The organism is Providencia sp. NPDC089933, assembly GCF_049545585.1.
Taxonomy (GTDB): domain Bacteria; phylum Pseudomonadota; class Gammaproteobacteria; order Enterobacterales; family Enterobacteriaceae; genus Providencia; species Providencia huashanensis.
In genome coordinates, this window is the sequence record NZ_JBMWDT010000013.1 from 58,556 (window position 1) to 81,939 (window position 23,384).

Annotated in this window: 14 protein-coding genes and 1 pseudogene; 3 read left to right on the forward strand and 12 right to left on the reverse strand. The window is 41.0% G+C overall.

Going from position 1 to position 23,384, the window contains the following annotated elements; translation table 11 throughout:
• The first annotated feature begins 72 nt into the window (after positions 1-72).
• Positions 73-870 carry a bifunctional hydroxymethylpyrimidine kinase/phosphomethylpyrimidine kinase gene (thiD, locus tag ACPEH5_RS17525; protein WP_071548152.1) on the forward strand — a complete coding sequence of 266 codons (798 nt, stop codon included), beginning with the start codon at positions 73-75 and terminating at the stop codon, positions 868-870.
• A 35-nt stretch (positions 871-905) separates the two neighbouring features.
• Here thiD and yegS read toward each other — a convergent pair whose 3' ends face one another.
• From yegS to ACPEH5_RS17560, 7 genes are all read right to left on the reverse strand, one after another.
• Positions 906-1,805, reverse strand: coding sequence for a lipid kinase YegS (yegS, locus tag ACPEH5_RS17530; RefSeq protein ID WP_210814382.1), 900 nt, complete (start codon positions 1,803-1,805; stop codon positions 906-908).
• A gap of 437 nt (positions 1,806-2,242) precedes the next feature.
• Positions 2,243-3,628 (reverse strand): tRNA 5-hydroxyuridine modification protein YegQ, encoded by a 1,386-nt coding sequence (gene yegQ, locus ACPEH5_RS17535; protein WP_042843520.1) that lies wholly within the window; start codon positions 3,626-3,628, stop codon positions 2,243-2,245.
• Between the two features lie 124 nt (positions 3,629-3,752).
• Positions 3,753-4,442, reverse strand: a complete 690-nt coding sequence (baeR, locus tag ACPEH5_RS17540; protein WP_042843521.1) for a two-component system response regulator BaeR — start codon at positions 4,440-4,442, stop codon at positions 3,753-3,755.
• Complete coding sequence (baeS, locus tag ACPEH5_RS17545; RefSeq protein WP_042843523.1) at positions 4,429-5,832, reverse strand: two-component system sensor histidine kinase BaeS; 1,404 nt, start codon at positions 5,830-5,832, stop codon at positions 4,429-4,431. The genes baeR and baeS overlap by 14 nt, the downstream gene beginning before the upstream one ends.
• 2 nt (positions 5,833-5,834) lie before the next feature.
• Positions 5,835-8,924: a multidrug efflux RND transporter permease subunit MdtC gene (gene mdtC / locus ACPEH5_RS17550; protein ID WP_048607365.1), complete on the reverse strand. Its 3,090-nt coding sequence runs from the start codon at positions 8,922-8,924 to the stop codon at positions 5,835-5,837.
• Positions 8,924-12,046 carry an MdtB/MuxB family multidrug efflux RND transporter permease subunit gene (locus ACPEH5_RS17555; RefSeq protein ID WP_129465989.1) on the reverse strand — a complete coding sequence of 1,041 codons (3,123 nt, stop codon included), beginning with the start codon at positions 12,044-12,046 and terminating at the stop codon, positions 8,924-8,926. The genes mdtC and ACPEH5_RS17555 overlap by 1 nt, the downstream gene beginning before the upstream one ends.
• Complete coding sequence (locus ACPEH5_RS17560) at positions 12,046-13,296, reverse strand: MdtA/MuxA family multidrug efflux RND transporter periplasmic adaptor subunit (protein WP_281111194.1); 1,251 nt, start codon at positions 13,294-13,296, stop codon at positions 12,046-12,048. Before ACPEH5_RS17560 ends, ACPEH5_RS17555 begins: the two co-directional genes overlap by 1 nt.
• Positions 13,297-13,696: 400 nt before the next feature.
• On the opposite strand from ACPEH5_RS17560, the gene ACPEH5_RS17565 reads away from it, so the two are divergent.
• Entirely contained in the window at positions 13,697-14,110 is a 414-nt protein-coding gene (locus ACPEH5_RS17565; protein WP_166686893.1) for a hypothetical protein, read from the forward strand.
• Positions 14,111-14,191: 81 nt separating this feature from the next.
• Positions 14,192-15,376: a hypothetical protein gene (locus ACPEH5_RS17570; protein ID WP_166685075.1), complete on the forward strand. Its 1,185-nt coding sequence runs from the start codon at positions 14,192-14,194 to the stop codon at positions 15,374-15,376.
• 72 nt (positions 15,377-15,448) lie between these two features.
• Here the strand turns inward: ACPEH5_RS17570 and ACPEH5_RS17575 are convergent, their stop codons facing one another.
• From ACPEH5_RS17575 to speG, 5 genes and pseudogenes are all read right to left on the reverse strand, one after another.
• Positions 15,449-16,804, reverse strand: coding sequence for an MFS transporter (locus tag ACPEH5_RS17575; RefSeq protein WP_166686890.1), 1,356 nt, complete (start codon positions 16,802-16,804; stop codon positions 15,449-15,451).
• Positions 16,805-17,387: 583 nt separating this feature from the next.
• Positions 17,388-18,668 (reverse strand): annotated as a pseudogene (mgtE, locus tag ACPEH5_RS17580) (magnesium transporter); the annotation flags it as partial.
• 363 nt (positions 18,669-19,031) lie between these two features.
• A complete protein-coding gene (gene ppx / locus ACPEH5_RS17585; RefSeq protein WP_042843533.1) occupies positions 19,032-20,561 on the reverse strand; it encodes an exopolyphosphatase in 1,530 nt (509 codons plus the stop codon).
• Between the two features lie 4 nt (positions 20,562-20,565).
• Positions 20,566-22,635: a polyphosphate kinase 1 gene (gene ppk1, locus ACPEH5_RS17590; RefSeq protein ID WP_042843534.1), complete on the reverse strand. Its 2,070-nt coding sequence runs from the start codon at positions 22,633-22,635 to the stop codon at positions 20,566-20,568.
• Positions 22,636-22,691: 56 nt separating this feature from the next.
• The gene (gene speG / locus ACPEH5_RS17595) at positions 22,692-23,279 is read right to left on the reverse strand and encodes a spermidine N1-acetyltransferase (protein ID WP_042843535.1); all 588 of its coding nucleotides are present in this window, start codon (positions 23,277-23,279) and stop codon (positions 22,692-22,694) included.
• Positions 23,280-23,384: the final 105 nt, after the last annotated feature.

Sequence of the window (23,384 nt, forward strand, 5' to 3'; positions counted from 1 at the left end):
AACGGCTAATAGATTTCTAGCGTGAATGTGATTGTTGCATTCATACGCTTTCACATAAAAAGGAGGGCACTCATGAGGATCAACGCATTAACTATCGCTGGGACAGACCCATCTGGTGGGGCAGGTATTCAAGCCGATTTAAAAACCTTCTCAGCATTAGAGGCCTACGGTACCAGTGTGATGACGGCATTAGTGGCTCAGAATACGAAAGGCGTCCAATCAGTACAGGATTTGCCTGCTGAGTTTGTTGCAGCGCAGTTAGAGTCTGTACTTAGTGATGTCCGGATCGATAGCGCTAAGATTGGTATGTTGTTTAATCAACGTAACATCACCGTAGTGGCTGAGGCTCTGAAACAGTATAATATTCCATATGTTGTTTTGGATACTGTAATGGTAGCCAAAAGTGGCGATCCATTACTGCTACCTGATGCGGTTGACTCACTGAGGCAACAGTTAATTCCGTTAGTTTCACTCATCACACCAAATTTGCCAGAAGCGGCTGTATTGCTCGATGAAAAAATAGCGCAAAATGAAAGCCAAATGCTAGCTCAAGGTTATAAGTTACTTCAAAAAGGTTGCCAAGCGGTATTAATGAAAGGCGGGCATTTAAGCGATGCAGAAAGCCCTGACTGGTTGATTACCCCAGAAGGTGAGTGGCGGTTTACTTCTGTTCGTGTTAACACGAAAAATACCCATGGTACTGGGTGTACATTGTCCGCCGCATTAGCTGCATTACGACCTCGTTATGCAGATTGGCAGACGACTGTCACAGAAGCAAAGGCCTATTTGCAGGCCGCGTTAGAAAAAGCGGATAGTTTGGAAGTTGGAACAGGGATCGGCCCTGTACACCATTTCCATGCATGGTGGTGATTGCTAAGCCCTTCTTCAAGGGCTAATTCATTGTATTAAGCTAATAAGTTACATTGCGGCGGTAATCGGCATTGTATTGCACCAGCTTGTACTTTAAACGTAAATGTATCCCCTGAAAGGGGTTCACCGTCTAAGTTTAGTATCATGTCATGGGGAGAGGAAATTTTAATCCATGATAGTTTCTTTTCAATAAGATGCTCATTCTTATCGGTTGAAAATAAATTGGTGAAAAATGCGGGGATCACGTCTCTGGCAGGGATAATCAATAAATTAAGGGCACCATCGTTAATTAATGCTTGAGGGGTAAGTTGTTGCCCTCCACCTGCTTGTTTGCCATTACCAATAGCGATAACTAAAGTTTCGCCTTCCCAGCTAAAGTTGTTGCCTTCAATATGGCAAATATCTGTTTTTAGAGTGTCAGGGCGAAATAGGCCATTAATGACATAAGCCGCACCGCCTAATGCAGATTTTAGCGCTTCGGGAGTTTCTGTGGTGATCCGCGTACCAAAACCGCCTGTTGCCATGTTAAGAAAATAATACTTTTCATTAACCCGTATGATATCAATGGCGACCGACCTGCCTTTTATCGCAAGTGCTAATGCGGCCTCAACATCTAAAGGAATATTTGCGCTGGTGGCAAAGTCATTTGCCGTCCCCATGGGGAGTATACCCAAAGTAGGGCGTGTCTCTGAGGGGAATTGCATCAACGTGCTTGCAACCGCATTAATGGTGCCATCACCTCCAGCCGCGATAATGGTGTCAACACCCTTTTCTATCCCTTGGGCGATAAACTGGCGAGTGTCAGTTTTTTCCCACGGAATACGCACTTGTATTTGATGGCCTTCTTCGCGTAGGTGAGCAACTGCTTTGCGTAATTCGGGGTTATTAGATTGTTTACCATTAAGAATAAGCATAGCTGATTGATATTTACTCATAAATATTTATCCATGCGGCTAATATTTAAAATAAGTATAAAAGAGTTTTGCTTATTTTGTTACAGAAAAAGAGAAAGCAAGAGCATTATAGGAGAAAGAGAAAAAATAACAAAAAAGAAATGGCTAGCTCAAGGGAGATTGAGCCAGCCAAGGAGGTGGTTCCTAGTCTTATTTTATGACTTTCTAGTTCTTCGTTTTCGAGAGTGACTATACGATATTGAATAGCCAATTGATGTGATCTGTTGCATAAAATTGGATATTAGGTGCACTTTTTAATGAAAATGTCAATGACGAGAATGATTATCAAATGAGAAGAGCATGTAAAGTGAAATGAACAACGGTATTATTAGCAAAAAAAGCTAAGAATTTGAATAAATAACCTTCAAATTCTTAGCTTGTATATTATAGGATACTTTAGTAAACCTATCTTTATCTAACTAACCCGCAAGGTGGTTTTCTGACTGAGTTTGATGTGGGTCTCGCGTTGTCGCACCAGCAAGGTTGCGGATCAATAAACCAAAATTGACGTCGATATCTTCAGGAATTGGTAGATAAACAATATGACCATTACCCGGAGCGACTTCAACAGCGTCACCTTTGCGGTTTGTTAGTGCTTCTAAGGTAAAGACAATATTGCCAGCAGGTGTCATTATTTCTAGGCTATCACCGACACTAAATTTATTTTTAACGTCGACTTCTGCTAACCCATTAACACGTTTACCGGTAAATTCACCCACAAACTGTTGGGTGTCGGAGACGGAATAGCCATATTCGTAGGTTTGATAGGCGTCATGAGTATGGCGACGTAAGAACCCTTCGGTGTAACCGCGATGTGCTAACCCTTCTAAAGTGGAGAGCAAAGTCGGGTCAAAAGGTTTACCGGCAACAGCATCATCTATCGCACGGCGATAAACTTGTGCTGTTCGAGCACAATAATAGAATGACTTAGTCCTACCTTCAATTTTAAGCGAGTGAACACCCATTTTAGTGAGGTTTTCAACATGCTCAATCGCCCGTAAGTCTTTAGAGTTCATGATATAAGTACCATGCTCATCCTCAAAGGCAGTCATGTACTCCCCAGGGCGCTTAGCTTCTTCAATCATGAAGACTTTATCGGTTGGTGCGCCAGCACCCAGCGTTGGTGCGACATTCTGGACAGGGATCGGCTCATGGATATGAACAATGTTACCGACATCGTCTTCTTTGCCTTCTTGAACTTTATATTCCCAGCGGCAAGCATTAGTGCATGTGCCTTGATTTGGGTCACGCTTATTAATATAACCAGACAACAAACAACGACCAGAATAAGCCATGCATAATGCACCGTGGACAAAAACCTCAAGCTCGATTTCAGGGACTTGCTGGCGGATTTCTGCAATTTCTTCGAGTGATAATTCACGGGATAAAATAACGCGTGTTAAGCCCATTTGTTGCCAAAATTTCACCGATGCCCAGTTAACCGCATTGGCCTGTACGGATAAATGAATATCCATTGCAGGGAAGGCTTCGCGTACCATCATGATAAGACCCGGGTCTGACATAATTAACGCATCGGGGCCCATTTCAATGACTGGGGTTAAATCACGAATAAAGGTTTTTAATTTAGCATTATGTGGGGCGATATTAACGACCACATAAAACTTCTTACCAAGGTCATGAGCTTCTTGGATACCTTTGGCTAAGTTTTCGTGATTAAACTCGTTGTTACGTACGCGTAAGCTATAACGAGGTTGTCCTGCATATACTGCATCTGCGCCATAAGCAAAGGCATAGCGCATGTTCTTCAATGAACCGGCAGGGGATAAAAGCTCTGGTGTAAACATGGTTATTCTCTATCTGATGTCAAGTCAGCACTAACTCGGGAGAGATAGTGTTTTTAAGGGATGGCGATTTTAACTCTATTTCAGTCAAAATCCAAATATCCCACAAAAATAGTATGTCTATTGGTTAGTATTCATCCCACCGATAACCAAGACCATAGATTGAACGTATAAAAGTTTTTTCGCTATCAAGAGATTCTAATTTGCGGCGTAAGTTTTTTACATGGCTATCGATAGTACGGTCAGTAACAACACGGTGATCGTCATACAAAATATCAAGTAATTGGTCGCGCGAAAAAACCGTTCCCGCATTATCAGACATAAATTTCAGTAACCTAAATTCAGCAGGAGTTAACTCAAGTAACTGGGAGCCATAACGAACTTGAAATGCATTTTCATCAATAATCAGTTTGGTTTGGTGTTGTGGCGGAACAATGTTAGGTTGGCAGCGACGTAAAATCGTTTTAACACGAGCAACGACTTCGCGTGGGCTAAATGGTTTACAAATATAGTCGTCAGCGCCAATTTCTAGCCCTAATAAACGGTCTATTTCTTCTGTTTTGGCGGTGACCATAATAATAGGGATATCACTGAATTTACGTAATTCGCGGCAAATTGAAATACCATCTAAGCCAGGTAGCATCAGGTCTAATAAAATGAGCGCGGGCTGATGTTGTTGTACGTAAGGGAGCACTTCATCACCACGCGAAAGTAACGCGGGCTGGTAATTAGCAGCTTGTAAGTAATCATAAAGGAGTTGCCCAAGTTTAGGTTCATCTTCCACTATCAATACGGTCAAATTGCTATTTTCCACCATGGTCACGGCCTTTATCCTTTGATTGAATAGGTAAATTAATGGTTATTTTTACACCGCCTAATGAAGAAGGGGTGGCAGTAATTTCCCCATTATGGGCTTCAACAATATTATAGCAAATGGCAAGCCCTAAACCGGAGCCACCACTTGCGCGATTTCGTGAGCCTTCTGCACGATAAAAACGCTCAAACAAGTGCTGGCATTGTTCAGTGGTTAAGCCGGGGGCACTATCTTGCCAAACAATACAAAGTTGATGTGGGCCTTGTGTCACCTTAATGACTATTTTTCCTTGAGGGTCGGTATAACGCAGGCTATTTTCCATTAAATTATAAAACAATTGGGTTATGCGGTCTGGATCTGCAAACATAATTGCTTGTTCGCTTAATTGCTTTTCAACGGTTAATTGCCTTGTTTCTAAGCGCCAACGAGCTTGCCCAATAGCCATTTCAATCAATGGGATAATATCGGTTGATTGCTTGCGGTAAACTAACGAACCCCTGTCCGATAGGGAAAGTTGGTGCAGGTCATTGACTAACTTAATTAAAGTTTGAGTTTCATTTAGTAATGAATTAATGGTTTCAGGTGTCGCTTGGCGTACGCCATCTTGTACGGCCTCAAGTTCCCCACGAAGCACCGATAACGGTGTGCGCAATTCATGGGAAATATCCGCCATATAATCACGGCGCATTTGCTCGTTTTTTTCAAGAGTCGAAGCGAGATGGTTAAAATCTTTTGCTAATTGGCCGAGTTCATCACGGCCTGTATCAGGTACTCGAGTGGTAAAATCCCCATTGGCAAGTTGGTTGGTACCTTCTAACAAGCGCTTGATAGGCTTTAAAAAGCTGCGGGCAAGAAAGATAGTGGCTATCAGTGCGACAAATAGTGATAAGCCAGCGATAACCCAACTAGTATACATTTGTTTACTATCAAACCGTCGGTCCAGTGCACTGCTAATGCCATCTTCATAACTCGCCACTAACCAGCCAACAGTATTACCGTTATTAATGATGATAGGCTCACGGAGTACCTTGTTCGGTAAGGGGGTGTCCCGACCAAAGATCAGAGTATCTTGCGTGTCATAGACCCAAAATATGGTGCGCCAACGTTGGCGCATGGGTCCACGATGCTGTTGATGCTCAACCGATCTCAAAATGCGAAAGAATGTCCTTTCATCACTAAGGAGAAAGCGCCAGTTACCCGTTTCTTCATACTGATCAGCGAGTGCCGCAGAGACGAGTTCGAGGCGTTGTTGATCGTTTTCTTTAATATAATCAATAAAGCCATGTTGGAAACTCATACGCACACCTTGGTGCATGATCACCACTAACAACAGGCAGGTAGCAAAAATAGCCACAAAAAGTCGGGTACTTACACTATTAAGCCTGATTTTCATGATTACTCTCCACTAACTGCCGTTGGAATTGTTCTTTTACGTTGCCAATATTGTCTTAAACTATCAAAACTTAGGTATACAACGGGGGTGGTAAATAAAGTCAGTAGCTGACTCATAATGAGCCCTCCGACGATTGTGATACCAAGGGGTTGGCGCAATTCAGCACCGTCACCGCTACCTAACATCAGTGGAAGTGCACCGAAAATTGCGGCTAATGTTGTCATGAGTATTGGGCGAAAACGTAACAAACTAGCACGGAATATGGCTTCACGAGCGGTAAGTCCCGCGGTTCTTTGTGCTTGAATAGCAAAGTCGACCATGATGATGGCATTTTTCTTCACAATACCGATTAACAACATAATGCCAATTAAGGCGATTAAACTAAATGGGGTGTCAAATAATTCTAGGGCTAATAATGCACCTACACCTGCTGATGGCAGTGTTGATAAAATGGTCAGTGGGTGAATATAACTCTCATACAAAATTCCCAGGACTAAATACACCGTAACAATTGCGGCTAAAATGAGGAATAATTGTGATTTTAGCGTTTCTTGGAATATTTGTGCGGTACCCGCAAAACTCCCCCTGACTGTTGAAGGAACGCCAAGGGCGGTCATTGTTTTTTCAATTTCGACCATTGCGTCATCCAAGGTATAACCATCGGCTACGTTAAATGCAATGGTCGATGAAGCGGATAGCCCTTGGTGGTTAACACTTAATGGAGCATTGGCGGGTTGCCAACGCGCAAAGTAGGAAAGGGGGATCGCTTGTCCCTGATTATTAATCACAAACATTTTGTCGAGGGAACTGACATCTTGGGTGTATTCAGGAGCGACCTCCATCACGACTTTATATTGGTTCATTGCTTCATAAATGGTAGAGATTTGACGTTGGCCAAAGGCATTATTCAGTAAACTATTGGCCTCACGAACATCAATACCTAACTGCGCCATTAAATCCCTATCATAGGTAATGGCCATTTCAGCGCCTTTGTCTTCTTTGTCTGAGTTAACATCGGTTAATTGGGGCAAATCGCCTAATGCCTTACGGATAGCAGGCTCCCAATCGCGTAAAGCAGATAGCTCATCGGCAAGAAGGGTAAATTGGTAACTGGCATTGGCTTGTCGACCACCGACACGGATATCTTGAACGGGCATCATAAATAAATTAGCCCCAGGCTCATTGGCGAGTTTCAATCTTAACCGGTTGATTACTTGAGCCGAGCTTTCAGTGCGTTCGCTAAGGGGTTTTAATGAAATATACATAAAACCACTGTTCACACGGCTGCCACCCGTAAAACCAGTGACATTATCGGTAGCGGGGTCATCTTTCACTTGTTGCATGAAGCGGGTCATTTTTTCTTTCATGGATTGGAAAGAAATACTTTGGTCAGCGCGGACAAAGCCCATAATGCGGCCAGTATCTTGTTCAGGGAAAAAGGTTTTTGGCACGGTAATATATAAGTAAACATTGAGCCCAATAGTCGCGAATAATACTGCTAGAACACTACGACGATGATTTAATACCCAGTTTAAAGCCACTGCGTAACTTTCTTGTAGGCGTAGTAATACTCGACCAAATCCCCGATGCTTTGCTTTGATATTACTACCGCGTTTCTTCAGCAAATAAGCGCACATCATTGGCGTCAGTGTTAAAGAGATAACCAGTGAAATCCCAATTGCGGTGGCAAGTGTAATTGCAAACTCGCGGAATAAGCGGCCGACCAAGCCGTCCATTAACAGTAGCGGAATAAAAACAGCTACCAGAGAAATACTCATAGAGACAACGGTAAATCCAACTTCGTGGACGCCTCGTATTGCGGCGATAAAGGGTTTAGTTCCATTTTCAATATGGCGAGAGATATTTTCTAACACCACAATGGCATCATCAACCACAAAACCAGTTGCCACTGTCAGTGCCATTAATGATAAGTTGTTAAGGCTAAACCCGCATAAATACATAGCAGTGAAAGTCCCGATCAGCGAAACGGGCACGGCAATCGCAGGGATCAAAGTCGCTCTACCTGAGCGTAAGAACAGCAGAACAACTAAAATAACTAAGGCAACGGCAATCAATAAAGCGCGTTCGACTTCTGCTAAAGATGCACGGATAGTCGGCGTTCTATCTTGTGCGACTTTTAAGTCAATAGCGGCGGGGATCATGTCATTGAATTCAGGCAATTCAGCGCGTATGCGGTTAACTGTCTCAATAATATTGGCACCCGCTTCACGGCGTATAACAATTAAAATAGCGGGTTTGCCATCAGCCATACCCGCCGCACGAATGTTTTCAATAGAATCTTTAACGTTAGCAACATCACTCAATTGGACGGCATTACCATCACGGTAGTGAACAATAATAGGGCGATAGTCTGCCGCTTTTTTTAGTTCATCGTTCGTCTGTACCTGATAGCGTTTTTCATCATCATTAATATACCCTTGAGGTTGACGAACATTGGCGCTGCTAATCGCAGACCGGACGGCATCTAAAGAGACGCCTTGGTTAAATAAGGCGGTTGGGTTTAATTCAACACGAACAGCAGGGAGTGAACCGCCCCCAACGGACACTTCACTGACTCCTTCGATTTGTGCGATACGCTGAGCGAGGCGTGTTGAAGCAATATCATAAATTTCACCAGTGCTCATCGTTTCTGATGTCATCGTTAGGATCATAATCGGAGCATCAGATGGGTTGGATTTATAATAGCGTGGGCGACTTGGCATACCGCTGGGCAGTAGTGTTTGTGCAGCATTAATAGCAGCTTGTACTTCACGCGCTGCATTATTGATATCTTTATCTAGGTTGAACTCAAGGGTGATTGTTGTTCGCCCTAGAGCACTACTGGATGTCATTTCGCTGATCCCTGCAATACTCCCCAAAGAGCGTTCAAGGGGAGTAGCCACGGAGGATGCCATTGTTTCTGGTGAAGCCCCGGGAAGTGACGCTGTCACGTTTATCACAGGATAATCTACTTGGGGTAACGGGGAAACAGGTAAAAATAGAAAACTTAAAGCGCCACATAAGGTTATGGCGACGCTGATAAGTGTGGTCGCGACAGGGCGACTGACAAACAGGGCAAAAAAGCGCTTCATTATGACACCTGCGCCTTATTGGTTTGACGGCGTCGCTTAAAATAATGAGAAAGACGGTCAAACAATAAATAAATCACAGGGGTAGTAAATAGGGTTAAAATTTGGCTCATGATAAGCCCACCAACCATACTGATCCCTAAAGGCTGACGTAATTCCGCTCCGACACCCGTGCTCAGCATTAATGGCAGTGCACCTAACAAGGCAGCCATTGTGGTCATTAATATTGGGCGAAAACGCAGTAAACAAGCTTGGTAAATCGCATCATAAGGGGACATCCCTTTTTCACGTTCTGCCGCAAGGGCAAAGTCAATCATCATGATGGCATTCTTTTTAACAATACCAATCAATAAGATAATACCAATAACGGCAATGACATCGAGGTCTTTTCCCGCCATCATCAGTGCGAGTAGTGCACCAACACCAGCGGTTGGTAGTGTAGATAAAATGGTAATAGGGTGAATAAAGCTTTCATACAAAATCCCTAACACGATATACATCGCAATAATAGCTGCGGCAATTAACCAAATAGTACTACTTAATGCAGCTTCAAAAGCCAATGTAGCGCCTTGGAATTGTGTGGTAATGGATTTAGGCATGGCAATCTGCGATTCGGCGTATTTGACAGCATTAACAGCGGCTTCAAGGGATGCACCCTCGGCAACGTTAAATGAGAAGGTAACCGCAGGGAACTGGTCTAGGTGATTAATCGCTAATGGGCCAGTACCTTCTTGAATATTGACTAGTGTGCTTAATGGGACCATCGCGCCATCAGTCCCTTTTAACCGAACATCGTTTAGTGCATCCATCCCCTGACGGGTTTGGGTATCATGCTCTAAAATGACGCGATATTGATTAGATTGGGTATAAATGGTCGAGATCATGCGTTGGCCAAATGCATTATATAAGGCATTGTCAATTGCAGACATAGTGATACCAAAACGGCTGGCAGTATCGCGATTAACATTAACATAAGCGACTAACCCTTTATTTTGCCAATCGCTACTGACATCGGCTAACTCAGGTTGTTGCTCTAACGCGGTTAATAACTGAGGCACCCAAGTTGCTAATTCATCTAAAGAACCGGCTTGCAAGGTAAATTGATATTGAGTACGTGCCACTTGTGTATCAATGGTCAAGTCTTGCATGGGTTGTAAATATAAATTGATGCCAGAAATTTTGTCTGCTGATTGTTGCAATCGGTCAATAATTGCCACGACACGATCTGCTCGGTCATCTAGTGGTTTTAACGTAATCTGAATACGTGCATTATTAAGCGTTGCATTGGTGCCATCGACGCCGACATAGGTGGTGACATTATCAACGGCAGGGTCGGCTAATAGTTTAGAGACGACCTCTTGTTGTTTTTGTGCCATTGCCGCAAACGAGATAGATTGGCGGCTTTCAATTGAACCTTGGATAATTCCACTGTCTTGCAATGGGAAAAAACCTTTCGGTATCCACATATAAAGCAATACGGTCAATACCATGGTGCCCACAGCAACTGACAGGGTTAACCATTGGTGATTTAGAATACGTTTTAGCCAAATCGCATAACCGGCCACCATACGGTCAAAAAAACGCTCACAGGCTAATTCAAAACGGTTATGTTTATGTTGCGATTCAGGTTTTAATAAGCGAGCACACATCATCGGTGTTAAAGTCAGAGAAACCACCGCAGAAATTAAAATTGCGACGGCAAGGGTAATGGCAAATTCGCGGAATAGTCGACCAACAATATCCCCCATAAATAATAATGGAATTAACACAGCCACTAATGAAAAGGTGAGGGAGATAATGGTAAAACCGATTTCCCCTGCGCCTTTTAATGCCGCCACTAAGGGTTTATCTCCTTGTTCAAGGTAACGGGAAATATTTTCGATTACCACAATTGCATCATCGACGACAAACCCTGTCGCAATAGTCAGGGCCATCAGCGTGAGGTTATTGACAGAGAAACCGCAGAAATACATCACTGCGAAAGTACCAACTAAGGAAAGTGGCACCGCAATTCCTGGGATCAATGTGGCTATCCCATTGCGCAAAAACAGGTAAATTACCATTACAACAAGGGCGATTGCCAACATTAACTCAAACTGAACATCACTGACCGAGGCACGGATAGTACTGGTTCTATCCGTTAGAATATCGACATTCACTGATTTAGGTAAACTTTCAATTAACTCAGGCAATAAGGCACGGATAGTATCTGTCGTTTCAATAACGTTAGCACCGGGTTGGCGCTGTACATTAATAACAATAGCTTGTTGATTGTTAGCCCAAGCACCTAAATAGGCATTTTCAGCACCTTGTACTATGGTCGCAATATCACCAAGTCGGACAGGAGCACCATTTTGAAAAGCCACAATAAGTTTGCGGTAATCATCAAGGGATTTCATTTGGTCATTAGCAGACAAAGTGACTGCACGGGTCGGGCCATCAAAACTCCCTTTTGCAGAGTTAACATTCGCGTTATTAATTGCTAGGCGAATAGTTTCGCTATCTAAGCCTTTTGCTGCCATGGCTTGTGGGTTTAAATTTACCCGTACCGCAGGGCGTTGACCACCGGCTAGTGTCACTAAACCTACACCATTAACTTGGGAAATTTTCTGTGCAATACGTGTTTCGATAATATCTTGAACTTGTGTTAACGGCATCGCATCAGAGGTAACCGCTAAGGTTAAAACCGGTGGATCAGCTGGGTTAACCTTATTATAAATTGGTGGATAAGGCAGATCAGAAGGTAATAGGCTACTCGCTGAGTTTATCGCGGCTTGAACTTCTTGCTCCGCAACCTCTAAAGGTAAGGTGAGTTGGAACATTAACGTGATTACCGATGCACCGCCTGAACTTTGCGATGACATCTGTTTTAAGCCTGACATCTGGCCAAACTGAGTTTCCAGAGGGGCGGTGACCGCAGAGGTCATCACGTCTGGGCTGGCGCCTGGGTAGAGTGTAACGACTTGAATTGTTGGGTAATCGACTTCTGGAAGCGCCGAAACAGGTAAAAAACGATAGCCAATGATCCCTGCGAGTAAAATAGCCACCATGAATAATGTCGTGGCGACAGGGCGTAAAATAAATAAGCGAGAAGGACCACCGCCTTTTGGCATTTCAGGCTGCATTACGCTTTCTCCGCGCTATTTGGTTTATCTTTACGAGGCGTTTGGGATTTTTTTGCAATGTTCTCAGGGTTAACGACTTCTACGGTGGTGCCATCAGTCAGTTTATCAACACCATCCGTAATCACTTTGGTATTTGCGGCTAGCCCACTTTCGATAACCACTTGCTGGCTATCTTGCATCCCAACAGTGACAGCGTGTTTACTGACTTTATTATCGTCACTTAAAACCCAGACATAATGGCCATCGTTACCCATTTGTAGTGCGGCAGTTGGGATGACCACGGCATCTTGCAAGGTTTCGACTTGCATTTTTATATTAACAAATTGATTAGGAAATAATGTTTCATCTTCATTCGTGAAGCGGGCTTTAATTTTTAATGTTCCGGTGGCGGCATCAATTTGGTTATCGGTACTTAATAATTCACCACTAGCGATCAGGGCAATATTATTTCTATCCCAAGCTTCGATTAAAACTTTTTGACCTGAAGATTGAGCTTGTTGGATAGCAGGAATATCCCCTTCTGGTAAAGCGAATAGCACATCAGCGGGTTGCGTTTGAGTGATCACAACAATCGGAGTTGAAGTTCCTGAGGGAATAAAATTACCGACATCAACAAGTTTTAGGCCAACTCGTCCAGAAATTGGCGCTGTGATTTTACTGTAAGCTAATTGTAATTTTGCATTATCCACCGCGGCTTGATCGACTTTAATACTCCCTTGAGCTTGCAAAACGGCCGCTTTTTGGTTGTCTAATTCTTGTTGTGAAATAACGTTACTGCCAGCAAGTTTTTGATAGCGAGTCAAATCTAGCTGTGCATTGGCTAACGTTGCTTTGTCTTTAGCAAGTTGTCCTTGCGCCTGTGAAAGCTGAACTTCAAATGGACGAGGGTCTATTTGAGCCAGTAAATCACCGGCATTGACATGTTGACCTTCAGTAAAATAAAGCTGCATCAGTTGGCCTTCAACGCGGCTAGTGACGGTGACAACATTAGCGGCTTGAACTGTACCGAGCCCCGATAGAAAACGTGGTACCTCTTTTTGCTCTGCCAGTGCAAATTGGACAGGGGCGAGTACCCTAGGTGGACGTCCCATGGCGCTGCGTTGTGAATTAGGTTTTGCCACGTTACTGGCATTAGGCGCTTCAGATTGTTGTGATTGTTGATAAAAATACCAAGAGGCTCCGGCTGCAACAAGGATAGCAACGAAAATAGTAGAACGAGTCAATGTTTTACGGCAATTTTGTTTATTCATTTTGGGTTGGTCGCTCAATACAAAAAAGGAAGCTCAGTGAGTTTTTAGAGCAAAAAAACTAACTGAAAAGAGTTAGTTAGGCATATTAATAGTTTAACGTGATAGGTACAAAGAAAAATGGAGGAAATATGAATAAGTGTCAATTTATGTTTGCTTTGCTGCATATAGTGATTAATTGTTAAGCATAGAACAATTTTAGGACATTCTCCAAAAACAACAAAACCCCAAAAAAACATTAAAAATCAATCTAATAAAACTTACAAGTTTGATCTGTAAATGAATTAATTATTTTTATATTAATTAAAAATTAGTTTAATTAATATAAAAATAATAACGTTTGCTCACTCTTTGAAAAGAGTCTAGAAATTTAATAACTGTATATATTAAAAGGAATTAATCAATGGTTTTATACAATAATTCAATTTTATCAGATATCATTTATGACACTAAAACTTTTGCAGCACAAGTTTCCGGCACAGAAGAGGTAGAAATGCTTACTTCAGAAGTGAAAGGAATATTCTCTCAGGTTCAAAATTTAAATGTATCAACACAAGTAAATAAAAATGTGGAGTCTAACCATACCGAGAATTATAAAATTAATACTCCTGAAGTGGAAATAATAGGTTCTGAAGCACAAGAAATATTGGCTATGCTTGGTAAGGTTAATTTATTAGATATTGAAACCTCTGTACAAAGCGATGCTTTGGTTTCTGCATCAAATAGCCTTTTGCAGGATGAAGTCATCTCTGTAAATCAAGATAGTGGATTTAAATATATTCATTATGCACTTGAATTACCTATTGCAACGCTGTAGTTAGTATTAACAAAATGGTCCCTAAAATTAATATCAAATTAAATTAGGGGCCATTTAATTATTTATCTATAGGGAGAATATATGAATTTAGTTAAAATTAGAACAGAACAGTTAAAAAAAACAGTGAACCAGTATGAAAAAACAATTGATCTTGAACTGTTACGTAGAAAGATAAATAGACGAATTGATATAAAATCTAAACTAGATGCTCTTCAACTAAAGCTAGAGAAAAAAAGTGAAGCATTAATAGAAGAATATATCAAAACATACAATGGCTATATAGAAAAAATTACAGATGTTATACAAAAAATGCCTCAGTCTAATAAGGAGAATATGAACGGTTTTATAAAAATCATATCAAAAACACCTATGCACTTTGAGGAATATATAAACGAAACTATAAAAAATTTCGCTAATATACCTACAAAGAAGGATATATACGCTCCAAGAATGGCAAGCTATTTGGAAGATATTAAGTATAGCTATAAAAATAAAGTACAATTCGTAGAGAACACCTATAATATAAAGCATTATATAAATGATGTTATTATGATAACCCAAAAGCAACTCTGCTGCAGTGATAGTGACCATCACTTCCCAAATGAAATAGTATCAAACCCCTTTGATTTTAAAGTTGACACCCAAAAATATTATGATGATAGGGTGAAAAATATGAGTGAATATCATAGTAAGGCAGCAGTGCAATTCCCAGAAATTAAATCTTTAACATTGGAAATATTAAATACTGAACAGAATCTTAATGATAAAGAAGTTTGGCTAATTAACACGTTACTAGCAGAAAAAAAGGATATTGTAAAACTTGAGGAGGAGGGCAGCTATAGCGGTGTTGACTACTTCGGGGATGAGCTTTTCAAATATAAAATGTTGAATGATGATTTTAAAAAAGTAGAGATAGATATAATAGTGAAAATGGTAATATTAAAATATATATCGAGTGGAGCTAAGAATGATGAGCTAATGGATAAAATCCTATCGTTATCTGGAAAAAAAAGAGACCTTAAACAACAAATAGCAAAAACAGAAAAAAATATTAAAGAGTTGATTGTAAGAAATAAATTTAACTATCCCGAGATAGGGGCAATGACAGCTGAAGAATCTAAAGAATGCGAACAAATCATGGCTTCATATATAAGCGCTTTTAAGGAAGATGGTTCATCAAGTAGTAATCATTTAGAATCGAGTAGCGTTAATGCAGGTTTGATACAGGGTGTTAAACTAGATCAAACTATTGGTCTAGATATATAGTAAGATGCAATAAATAGAAACGGTCTGACGCCAAGATACGTACATCAGACCGTTTGAAAGTTAACGATTTAATTACGGTGTCGTACTCGTATTTAAAACTGTTGAATGGCTTTCATTATCTTGGTTGTTTGCCGTCCAGCCTTTCCATGAAAGAGGTAAAAATGCGACCGCTACAGCTAATAGCGATACACCAGCAACATAGTATGCAGGTGCCATATGGGACTGTTGTAACCATGCCCCCGTCAGAATTGGGGTCAAACCACCAAAAATTGCATAAGCAACATTGTAAGCAAATGACAGCCCTGAATAACGGATTTCAGGTGGGAATGCACGCGTGCTGATAATAGGCGTTGTTGCAATCGCACCTACAAAGAAGCCCATTAAGCCATAGTTAAAAATTAAGCTAGTTGCTGAAATATCTGAAGATAACGATGAATAGAAATAAATCGCGGTAACAGCTAAACCACCCCAAGACAATGTCATGGATGTCCGAGTCCCTGTTTTATCGCCTAACCATCCCCAGAAAATACAGCCTAAAGTTAAGGTCAATGTCGCAGCACAGTTGGCTTGCAATGCAATATTGCGGTCAATATTGTAGATCCCTTTTAAAACGACATCTGGGGTCATCAAAATAGTGACAACAATCGCTGTTGATAAGGACCAAGTTAGCGCGGCGGTAATCATACAAGCTTGTTTGTGTGATTTAATGACCGTTTTGACGGGTAACTCTTGAGATAATGCTTTTTTCGCGGCTAGCTCTTTAAATATAGGGGTTTCTTGTAAAAAACGGCGCAAATACACGGAGATAAAGCCAAAAATACCCCCGAGAATAAACGGTATACGCCATGCAAAGTCGTGGACTTCAGTAGTGGTATAAGAACGCTCAATAATAATGGCCACGATAGAACCAAGTAAAATACCACCTGTAATACCTGACGTTAATGTCCCAACCCCTAAGCCATAACGTTGTTTAGGGGTATGTTCGGCAATAAACACCCAAGCCCCAGGCATTTCCCCACCAATGGCAGCACCTTGCATAATACGCATCAATAATAGTAATAACGGTGCTGCTGCACCAATTGTTTCAAAGGTTGGCAGGAAACCGATTACAAAGGTAGGGAATGCCATTAAGAAAATACTTAAGGTGAACATTTTCTTACGACCAATTTTATCCCCAAAATGGGCCATAATAATCCCACCAAGTGGGCGAGCTAGGTAACCAGCAGCAAACAACCCTAAAGTAGCCATTAACGCAAGGAATTCGTTATCCCCAGGAAAAAATAGCTGAGAAATAATTTTTGCGTAAAAAACGAAAATAACAAAATCATAAAACTCAAGCGTACCCCCTAAAGAGGATAAACCTAATGTTTTATAATCTTCTTTACCCAAGGGCCGCGCCGAGGGTTGGCTGGCTGGTTGCGATGTCATAACACTTTCCTTCTAAAATACTTGAAATATCAGTATAGGATAAATTCAAGATAACAAGCAGTTGCTCAAAATAATGAGTTAATCATATTTATTGGGTGCAGATAAGAGGCATAAACGTTGGATGGGTATAACTTAGTTTAATACACAGTATCTTTTTGCATATGCTATTTATAGCAGGAAATTCTATATTTTGTAAACCTCGGCACTAAAAACAAGAATCATATTCTGGTTAGTTGCTATTAGTTAAATTAAGCGCCCACTCTGGCAGTGAATAGCCTTATATGATGTTAATATTATGAAATTTGCAGAATATCGTATATCGAAAACAGGGTTTTATTTAGCTAATTAATATTAATTTAATAATTTCTTACGTTTTTGAATAACAAAAAATATTATAAGAGTTGCTAGGGAAATACTGTGATCCTAAATAGTCATTATTCTAACTAAACATCTTTAGCAAAAATGAACATGACTAAAGAGCCGACAGTGACTAAAAGTTAACAATTTGAAATGTATTAAAGAAAGGGATTACTAGTGATAAAGACGCATGCCCAGAAAGGTAACTGGACATGCATAGAGACAGCTAAACTAAGAAAAGGGTGGCTAAGCCTAGGAAAATAAAGAAACCGCCTGTATCTGTAATTGCAGTGATCATCACACTGGAGCCAATAGCAGGGTCTTTACCTAGTTTTATCATGATTAGCGGGATAAGCACACCCATAATCGCGGCCATTAATAAGTTTAGAACCATAGCCAGTGTCATGACTGCTCCCATCGCAATATCGCCATAGAGGAAGTAGGTAACGACACCCATTATACCTCCCCAAACAATACCATTAATAAAGGCAACGCCAAGCTCCCTGAGCATTAAGAAAGAGAAACTACCGCTTTGAATCTGGTGAAGCGCTATAGCACGGACAATCATAGTGATAGTTTGGTTACCTGTATTACCGCCAATACCAGCGACGATAGGCATTAAAGTGGCGAGGGCAACTAATTGGGAAATCGTATCTTCGAACACCCCGATAACTCGGGAAGCGACAAAGGCGGTACATAAATTGATAGCAAGCCATGTCCAACGGGTTTTGACTGCTTGGCCTACGGGAGCAAAGACATCTTCTTCAGGACTTAACCCCCCCATACGACGAATACTGTTATCATTTTCTTCGCTGATGTTATCAACGATATCTTCAACGGTGAGACGGCCCATTAACAAGCCATTGCTGTCTACGACAGCGGCGGAAATTAAGTCATAGCGTTCGAACGCGCTTGCTGCATCTTCGCCTTTTTCATCGGGTAAGAAGGTGACGGTGTCTGTTCGCATGACCTCAGCAACGATTTTATCGGGTGATTGTGTTAAAATCGTGGTTAATGGTAATTCACCTTGTAGATAATTATTGTTATCTACAACGAAAATTTTATCCGTTGCTTCTGGGATTTTGCCTCGTTGCCGTAGATAACGTTGAACCGTTTTTAATGCGACATTTGGACGGACGGTGACGAACTCAAAGTCCATCATTTGCCCAACGCTATCTTTTGCGTATTGCAAGACTTCTCGGATGCGGCTACGTAAGCTGGGTTCTAAATAGGTTAGCAATCTACGCATCGTATCGCGGGGTAAGTGTTCCGCGATATAAGCTTGCTCATCAACATGCAGGTTAGCAACTGCGCGCAGAAGTTCTCTATCTGACATATCCTTGATTAGACTGTCCCAGACAGAAACAGAGGCTTCAACTAGCACTTCACCGCGTTCGTTATTATCAACAAGGCGCCATAGTGCGAGACGCTCATCGTATGGGAGCATCTCTAAAATATCCGCGATATCAGCGGTGTGCAGGTCAAGAAGTAACTCTTTTACAGTATTGATTTTTTCACTAATTGCTTTGTCATCAATACTGACGTGTTGATCATTTTCAACAAGTGCATGGACGAACTCTTCGTCGTCTAAAAATAACGTCAGAATTTGCTGGCGGATATGCGCCAGTTTTTGTGAGTGCGGGTTTACTGTTGGTACCGCATCGATTGAGAAAGCAGGTTGTGACATTTTAATCCTTAAAGCAATAACAGCGCACAGCGCTTTATATTAATTCGCCTACGAGGGGACGAAATTTATTATCATTATTGTCGCCCATTTAAATAATATTTCAAACAGTTGAATTAAATAGGCAGTGATTTCACAGTAATCAACCAATAAAATCAGAAGAAATCACTACAATAATGGCGTAAGTTACTTGGTTTCCGCACTAATACGTAATGACCAACCAGGAACATCCTCCCAATAATCACTTTCTTTTTCTAAATCCAGGGCCATCAAGGCATTCTGCACGAGATATTCCTCTGGTAAATAGAGTGCCCAGTGGCCTTCATCTGTTTCTATTCGTAATGAAGTCGGGGTTGTTGTTGATTGGCGTTGGTTATTTAATAATATGGCAAGCCGCAAGATTTGAATTAGCGGCATAAATTGTTTTCTTTTAAACAGATTAAATTTGGGAATATCGTCATATTTTATGGCTCGACGGTGATTACGGACTAGCGTGGCTAATAATAATTGCTGCTCTTGATTAAAACCGGGTAGGTTAGTGTTTTGTAAAATATAGGCAGAATGGCGGTGCATGCCACTATGATTAATACTTAACCCGACTTCATGCAGCATAACTGCCCAAATCAAAATAGATTCTAATTGAGGATTAAGCTGTTTGGGGTTTTGCTGACCCCACTGGTAATACAGCTCTTCCATGGTTTTTAGAACGCGCTTTGCTTGTTCTCTATCAATATTATAGTGCTCGGCAAGGCTTAATGCAGTGCGTTGACGGATATCTTGGTGGCGAAAACGGCCTTCCATTTCATACAGAACCCCTTCACGTAAAGCACCATCGGATAACCGTAATTCTTTAATATCTAATGAATCAAATACAGCCAATAAAATAGCCAGTCCTGGAACGAAAACCTGCTTGCGCTCGTTGGACAAGCCGGGAATGTTCAATGCGCTAAATGACTTATATTTCAACGCCATTTGTTTAATTTCAGCCAGTCGTTCTCGAGTAATAATACCGTCTTTATAGCCAAGTTCTTGTAATACACTATGTGTTGCTTTAATTGTGCCAGAAGCCCCCATTGCAACATCCCATGTGTATTTTTTAAATAAAATAGCCGTACTTTCTAATTTTAAACAGGCGCAAAGATAAGCACGATTAAAAAAATCAGGGGAAATGGTTTCGTTTGGAAAGTAAGTGCGAGCAAAACTGACGCAACCCATTCTGCGGCTTTCAATGAGTAGTGGCTCAAATTTTTCACCGATAACGATTTCCGTAGAGCCGCCCCCGATATCAAGAACAAGCTTGCGACCTTTCTCCGGCTGGGTGTGCTCAACTCCCATAAAAATTAGCCTTGCTTCTTCTTGGCCTGAAATAATTTCAATGGGATAGGGGATAATTTCTTTGGCGCGTTGCAAAAACTGCTTCACATTGGTTGCAACGCGTAATGAGTGGGTGCCAACAATACAAACATTATCAGGCGAAAAACCCTGCAAACGCTCTGCAAATAAAGCTAAACAAGAAAGCCCTCGTTCCATTGCTTCTTCACTGAGTTCGTTGGTATCACTCAGCCCATCAGCAAGGTGGACACGCTTTTTAAGGCGGGTGAGCACTTGTAATGCCCCATTGACAACACGTGCGATGACCATATGAAAACTGTTTGAGCCTAAATCTATTGCCGCAATTTCTTGTGGCCTTGGTGATGATGTTGAAGTTATTGGCATAGTATCAAGCTCTGGTATCTGGTGTTTCAAGTGATTTTAAATATTCATAAACAGCAAGTTGAGAACGTATTTTTCGCTTATTTCCGCGAGGAACATAATGATTACTCAAATCTTTGTCAACATAACGGGCTTTTACTGTATCGCTAAATTGCAATTCAAGAATATCTAAAACACGTTGTTTTAAATGAGGATCAACTAAACTCACTGCAACTTCAATACGATAGTCTATGTTACGAGTCATCCAATCCGCTGATGAAATAAACACTTTTTCGTCCCCTGCATTAGTGAAAACATAGACGCGGTCATGTTCAAGAAAGCGGTCAACGATGCTGGTGACTTGAATATTTTCGCTGTACCCCGATTGACCTGCCACTAAAGAACACATGCCACGGACTAATAAACGAATTTTAACCCCTGCATTAGAGGCATCATACAGTTTATCAGTGAGTTCTTTATCAACTAAATTATTAATTTTTAATGTAATGCCGCTTGGAAGCCCCGAAAGTGCATTGGCTATTTCTTGGTCAATTAAAGCCATTAATTTAATGCGAGTATTTTGTGGTGAGACCATTAAGTTGTCAAAGGTGACTGGGCGGTACGGGTTTTCAATAAAACTAAATACTCGGCGCACTTCATTAGTGATTTGTTCGTTAGCGGTGAGTAATGAATAGTCGGTATATAACCGAGCGGTTTTTTCATTAAAATTACCTGTCCCAATATGGGCATAGCGGATAATTTGGCCTTCTTCCATACGTGAAATGATAAATAATTTCGCATGAATTTTCAGGCCAGGGGCAGAGAAAATAACATGGACACCCGCTTCGGTTAGTCTTTTAGCCCAATGTATATTAGCGGCTTCATCGAAACGTGCTTGCAGTTCAACGACTACGGTGACCTTTTTACCGTTATGGGCGGCGTGGATCACGGAATCAATGATGCGAGAGTCTTTCGCAACACGGTAAATATTGATTTTTATCGACAATACATTAGGGTCAAAGGAAGCCTGACGCAGTAATTCTAAAGTATGCTCAAAGGTATAATAAGGGTAATACAGCAGTACATCACGTTCTCGAATAGCATCAAAGCCATTGCGGAAATTATCAAACCAGCGGTGACGTAACCTTGGTAGAGGTTTGTTTAATAAGTTTTTATTCCCTTCATTAGGGAAGTTAATAAAGTCTTTAAAGTTATGATAGCGCCCACCTGCAATGACCGAGTCGTCATTAGATAACCCCAATTTTTCACGTAACAAAGCAACCATTTCATCAGGCATATCACGTTGATACACAAAACGAACTGGCTCTGCGGTTAAACGTTGCTTTAACGTTGAAGACATAATCTCAAGCAAGCTCGATTCCATTTCTGAGGCGATGTCATATTCGGCATCACGGGTCATTTTCATCGAATAGGCGTTGAGCTCATCATAATCGAAAAAACCTTTAAAAATTTCATCGAGGGTATAACGTAAGATATTATCAATTAATATCATTGATTTACGTCTTTTCGGCTTTTCTGGTGGTAAGTTAACAAACCTTGGAACTTTATCAGATGGAATTTCTAATAAGGCGTATTGAATGTGGTTACCATTAATGATTTCTATCGCAAGATAGGTGTAATCGTCTTTCAGAAACTCGACTAAATCAGTATCTGGATTGATTAAAATGGGGGTGATGTGCTGGCGTAGATTTTGCCGGAAATACTGACGTAACCAAATCTGCTGACGTGGGGAAATTTGCCGTTCATTGATTAAAAATATTTGGTTACGAGCCATCTCAAGTAACAAATCATTATACAGAACGTCAAACTCTTGTTCCTGTTTGGCAACTTTAGATTGGATGCGCTTTAATAAGTGACGGGCACCACTTGCTGAGCCGCGTTCTTCATTGATTAAAATCCGGCGTTTCACATCAGCAAAACGAACTTTATAAAACTCATCTAAGTTATTGGAGTAAATGCCCAAAAAACGCATACGCTCAATAAGAGGGTTACGCTTATCGGCTGCTTCTTGTAAAACGCGCTCGTTAAAAGATAGCCAGCTTAACTCTTTTTCATGATAGAGACGTTCTTGGGACATTATAACTCCGTATTAGACGCTTGTTACTTTTTAAGGCTTTGATTTCAGCCAGCTAACTAAATATGTTGTTTAATCGCTTTATCTTGAGCAACAACACTTTCTGGGTTAGCAGACTGTTGTTTCATCGCAAAATATTGATGCTGGAAAATACACATGCGGATAGCCGTGTGGTAGCGCCCATTTACGAAAAATTCGTCAATCAACTCACCTTCAGTATGAAAGCCTAGTTTATTATAAATATGGATAGCTTTGATATTTTCTTTATCAACAATTAGGTAAAGTTTATATAAATTTAATACAGAGAAAGCATAGTCCATTGCAAGCTTTGCTGCACGACTTGCGTGGCCACGACCTTGATGGCTTGGTGCAATAATAATTTGGAATTCAGAGCGACGGTGAATATAGTCAATTTCAACAAGCTCAACTAAACCCACTTTTTCGCTATCATTCTCAACAATAAAGCGCCGTTCGGATTGGTCATGAATATGTTTATCGTAAAGATCGCTTAGCTCAACAAAGGCCTCATAAGGCTCTTCAAACCAGTAACGCATAACACTGGCATTATTATCAAGTTGATGAATAAATGCTAAATCTTCACGTTCAAGTGGGCGCAACCTAAACGGATGAACTTGCCCGGTAGTCATAAAACACCTCTAAGTTAGTGAGTAAAATGTTATTTATAAAAACGTTGCGTCTAGGATAACATGGTTTTTCGATAAAATAATGACACAGCACAGACAGATCTACTC

Coding starts and splice junctions, on each gene's coding strand:
- ppx (WP_042843533.1), bottom strand. CDS start 20,561: ATGCCAATAACTTCAACATCATCACCAAGGCCACAAGAAATTGCGGCA.
- ACPEH5_RS17560 (WP_281111194.1), bottom strand. CDS start 13,296: ATGAATAAACAAAATTGCCGTAAAACATTGACTCGTTCTACTATTTTC.
- yegS (WP_210814382.1), bottom strand. CDS start 1,805: ATGAGTAAATATCAATCAGCTATGCTTATTCTTAATGGTAAACAATCT.
- ACPEH5_RS17555 (WP_129465989.1), bottom strand. CDS start 12,046: ATGCAGCCTGAAATGCCAAAAGGCGGTGGTCCTTCTCGCTTATTTATT.
- ACPEH5_RS17565 (WP_166686893.1), top strand. CDS start 13,697: ATGGTTTTATACAATAATTCAATTTTATCAGATATCATTTATGACACT.
- baeR (WP_042843521.1), bottom strand. CDS start 4,442: ATGGTGGAAAATAGCAATTTGACCGTATTGATAGTGGAAGATGAACCT.
- speG (WP_042843535.1), bottom strand. CDS start 23,279: ATGACTACCGGGCAAGTTCATCCGTTTAGGTTGCGCCCACTTGAACGT.
- ACPEH5_RS17570 (WP_166685075.1), top strand. CDS start 14,192: ATGAATTTAGTTAAAATTAGAACAGAACAGTTAAAAAAAACAGTGAAC.
- mdtC (WP_048607365.1), bottom strand. CDS start 8,924: ATGAAGCGCTTTTTTGCCCTGTTTGTCAGTCGCCCTGTCGCGACCACA.
- baeS (WP_042843523.1), bottom strand. CDS start 5,832: ATGAAAATCAGGCTTAATAGTGTAAGTACCCGACTTTTTGTGGCTATT.
- yegQ (WP_042843520.1), bottom strand. CDS start 3,628: ATGTTTACACCAGAGCTTTTATCCCCTGCCGGTTCATTGAAGAACATG.
- thiD (WP_071548152.1), top strand. CDS start 73: ATGAGGATCAACGCATTAACTATCGCTGGGACAGACCCATCTGGTGGG.
- ppk1 (WP_042843534.1), bottom strand. CDS start 22,635: ATGTCCCAAGAACGTCTCTATCATGAAAAAGAGTTAAGCTGGCTATCT.
- ACPEH5_RS17575 (WP_166686890.1), bottom strand. CDS start 16,804: ATGACATCGCAACCAGCCAGCCAACCCTCGGCGCGGCCCTTGGGTAAA.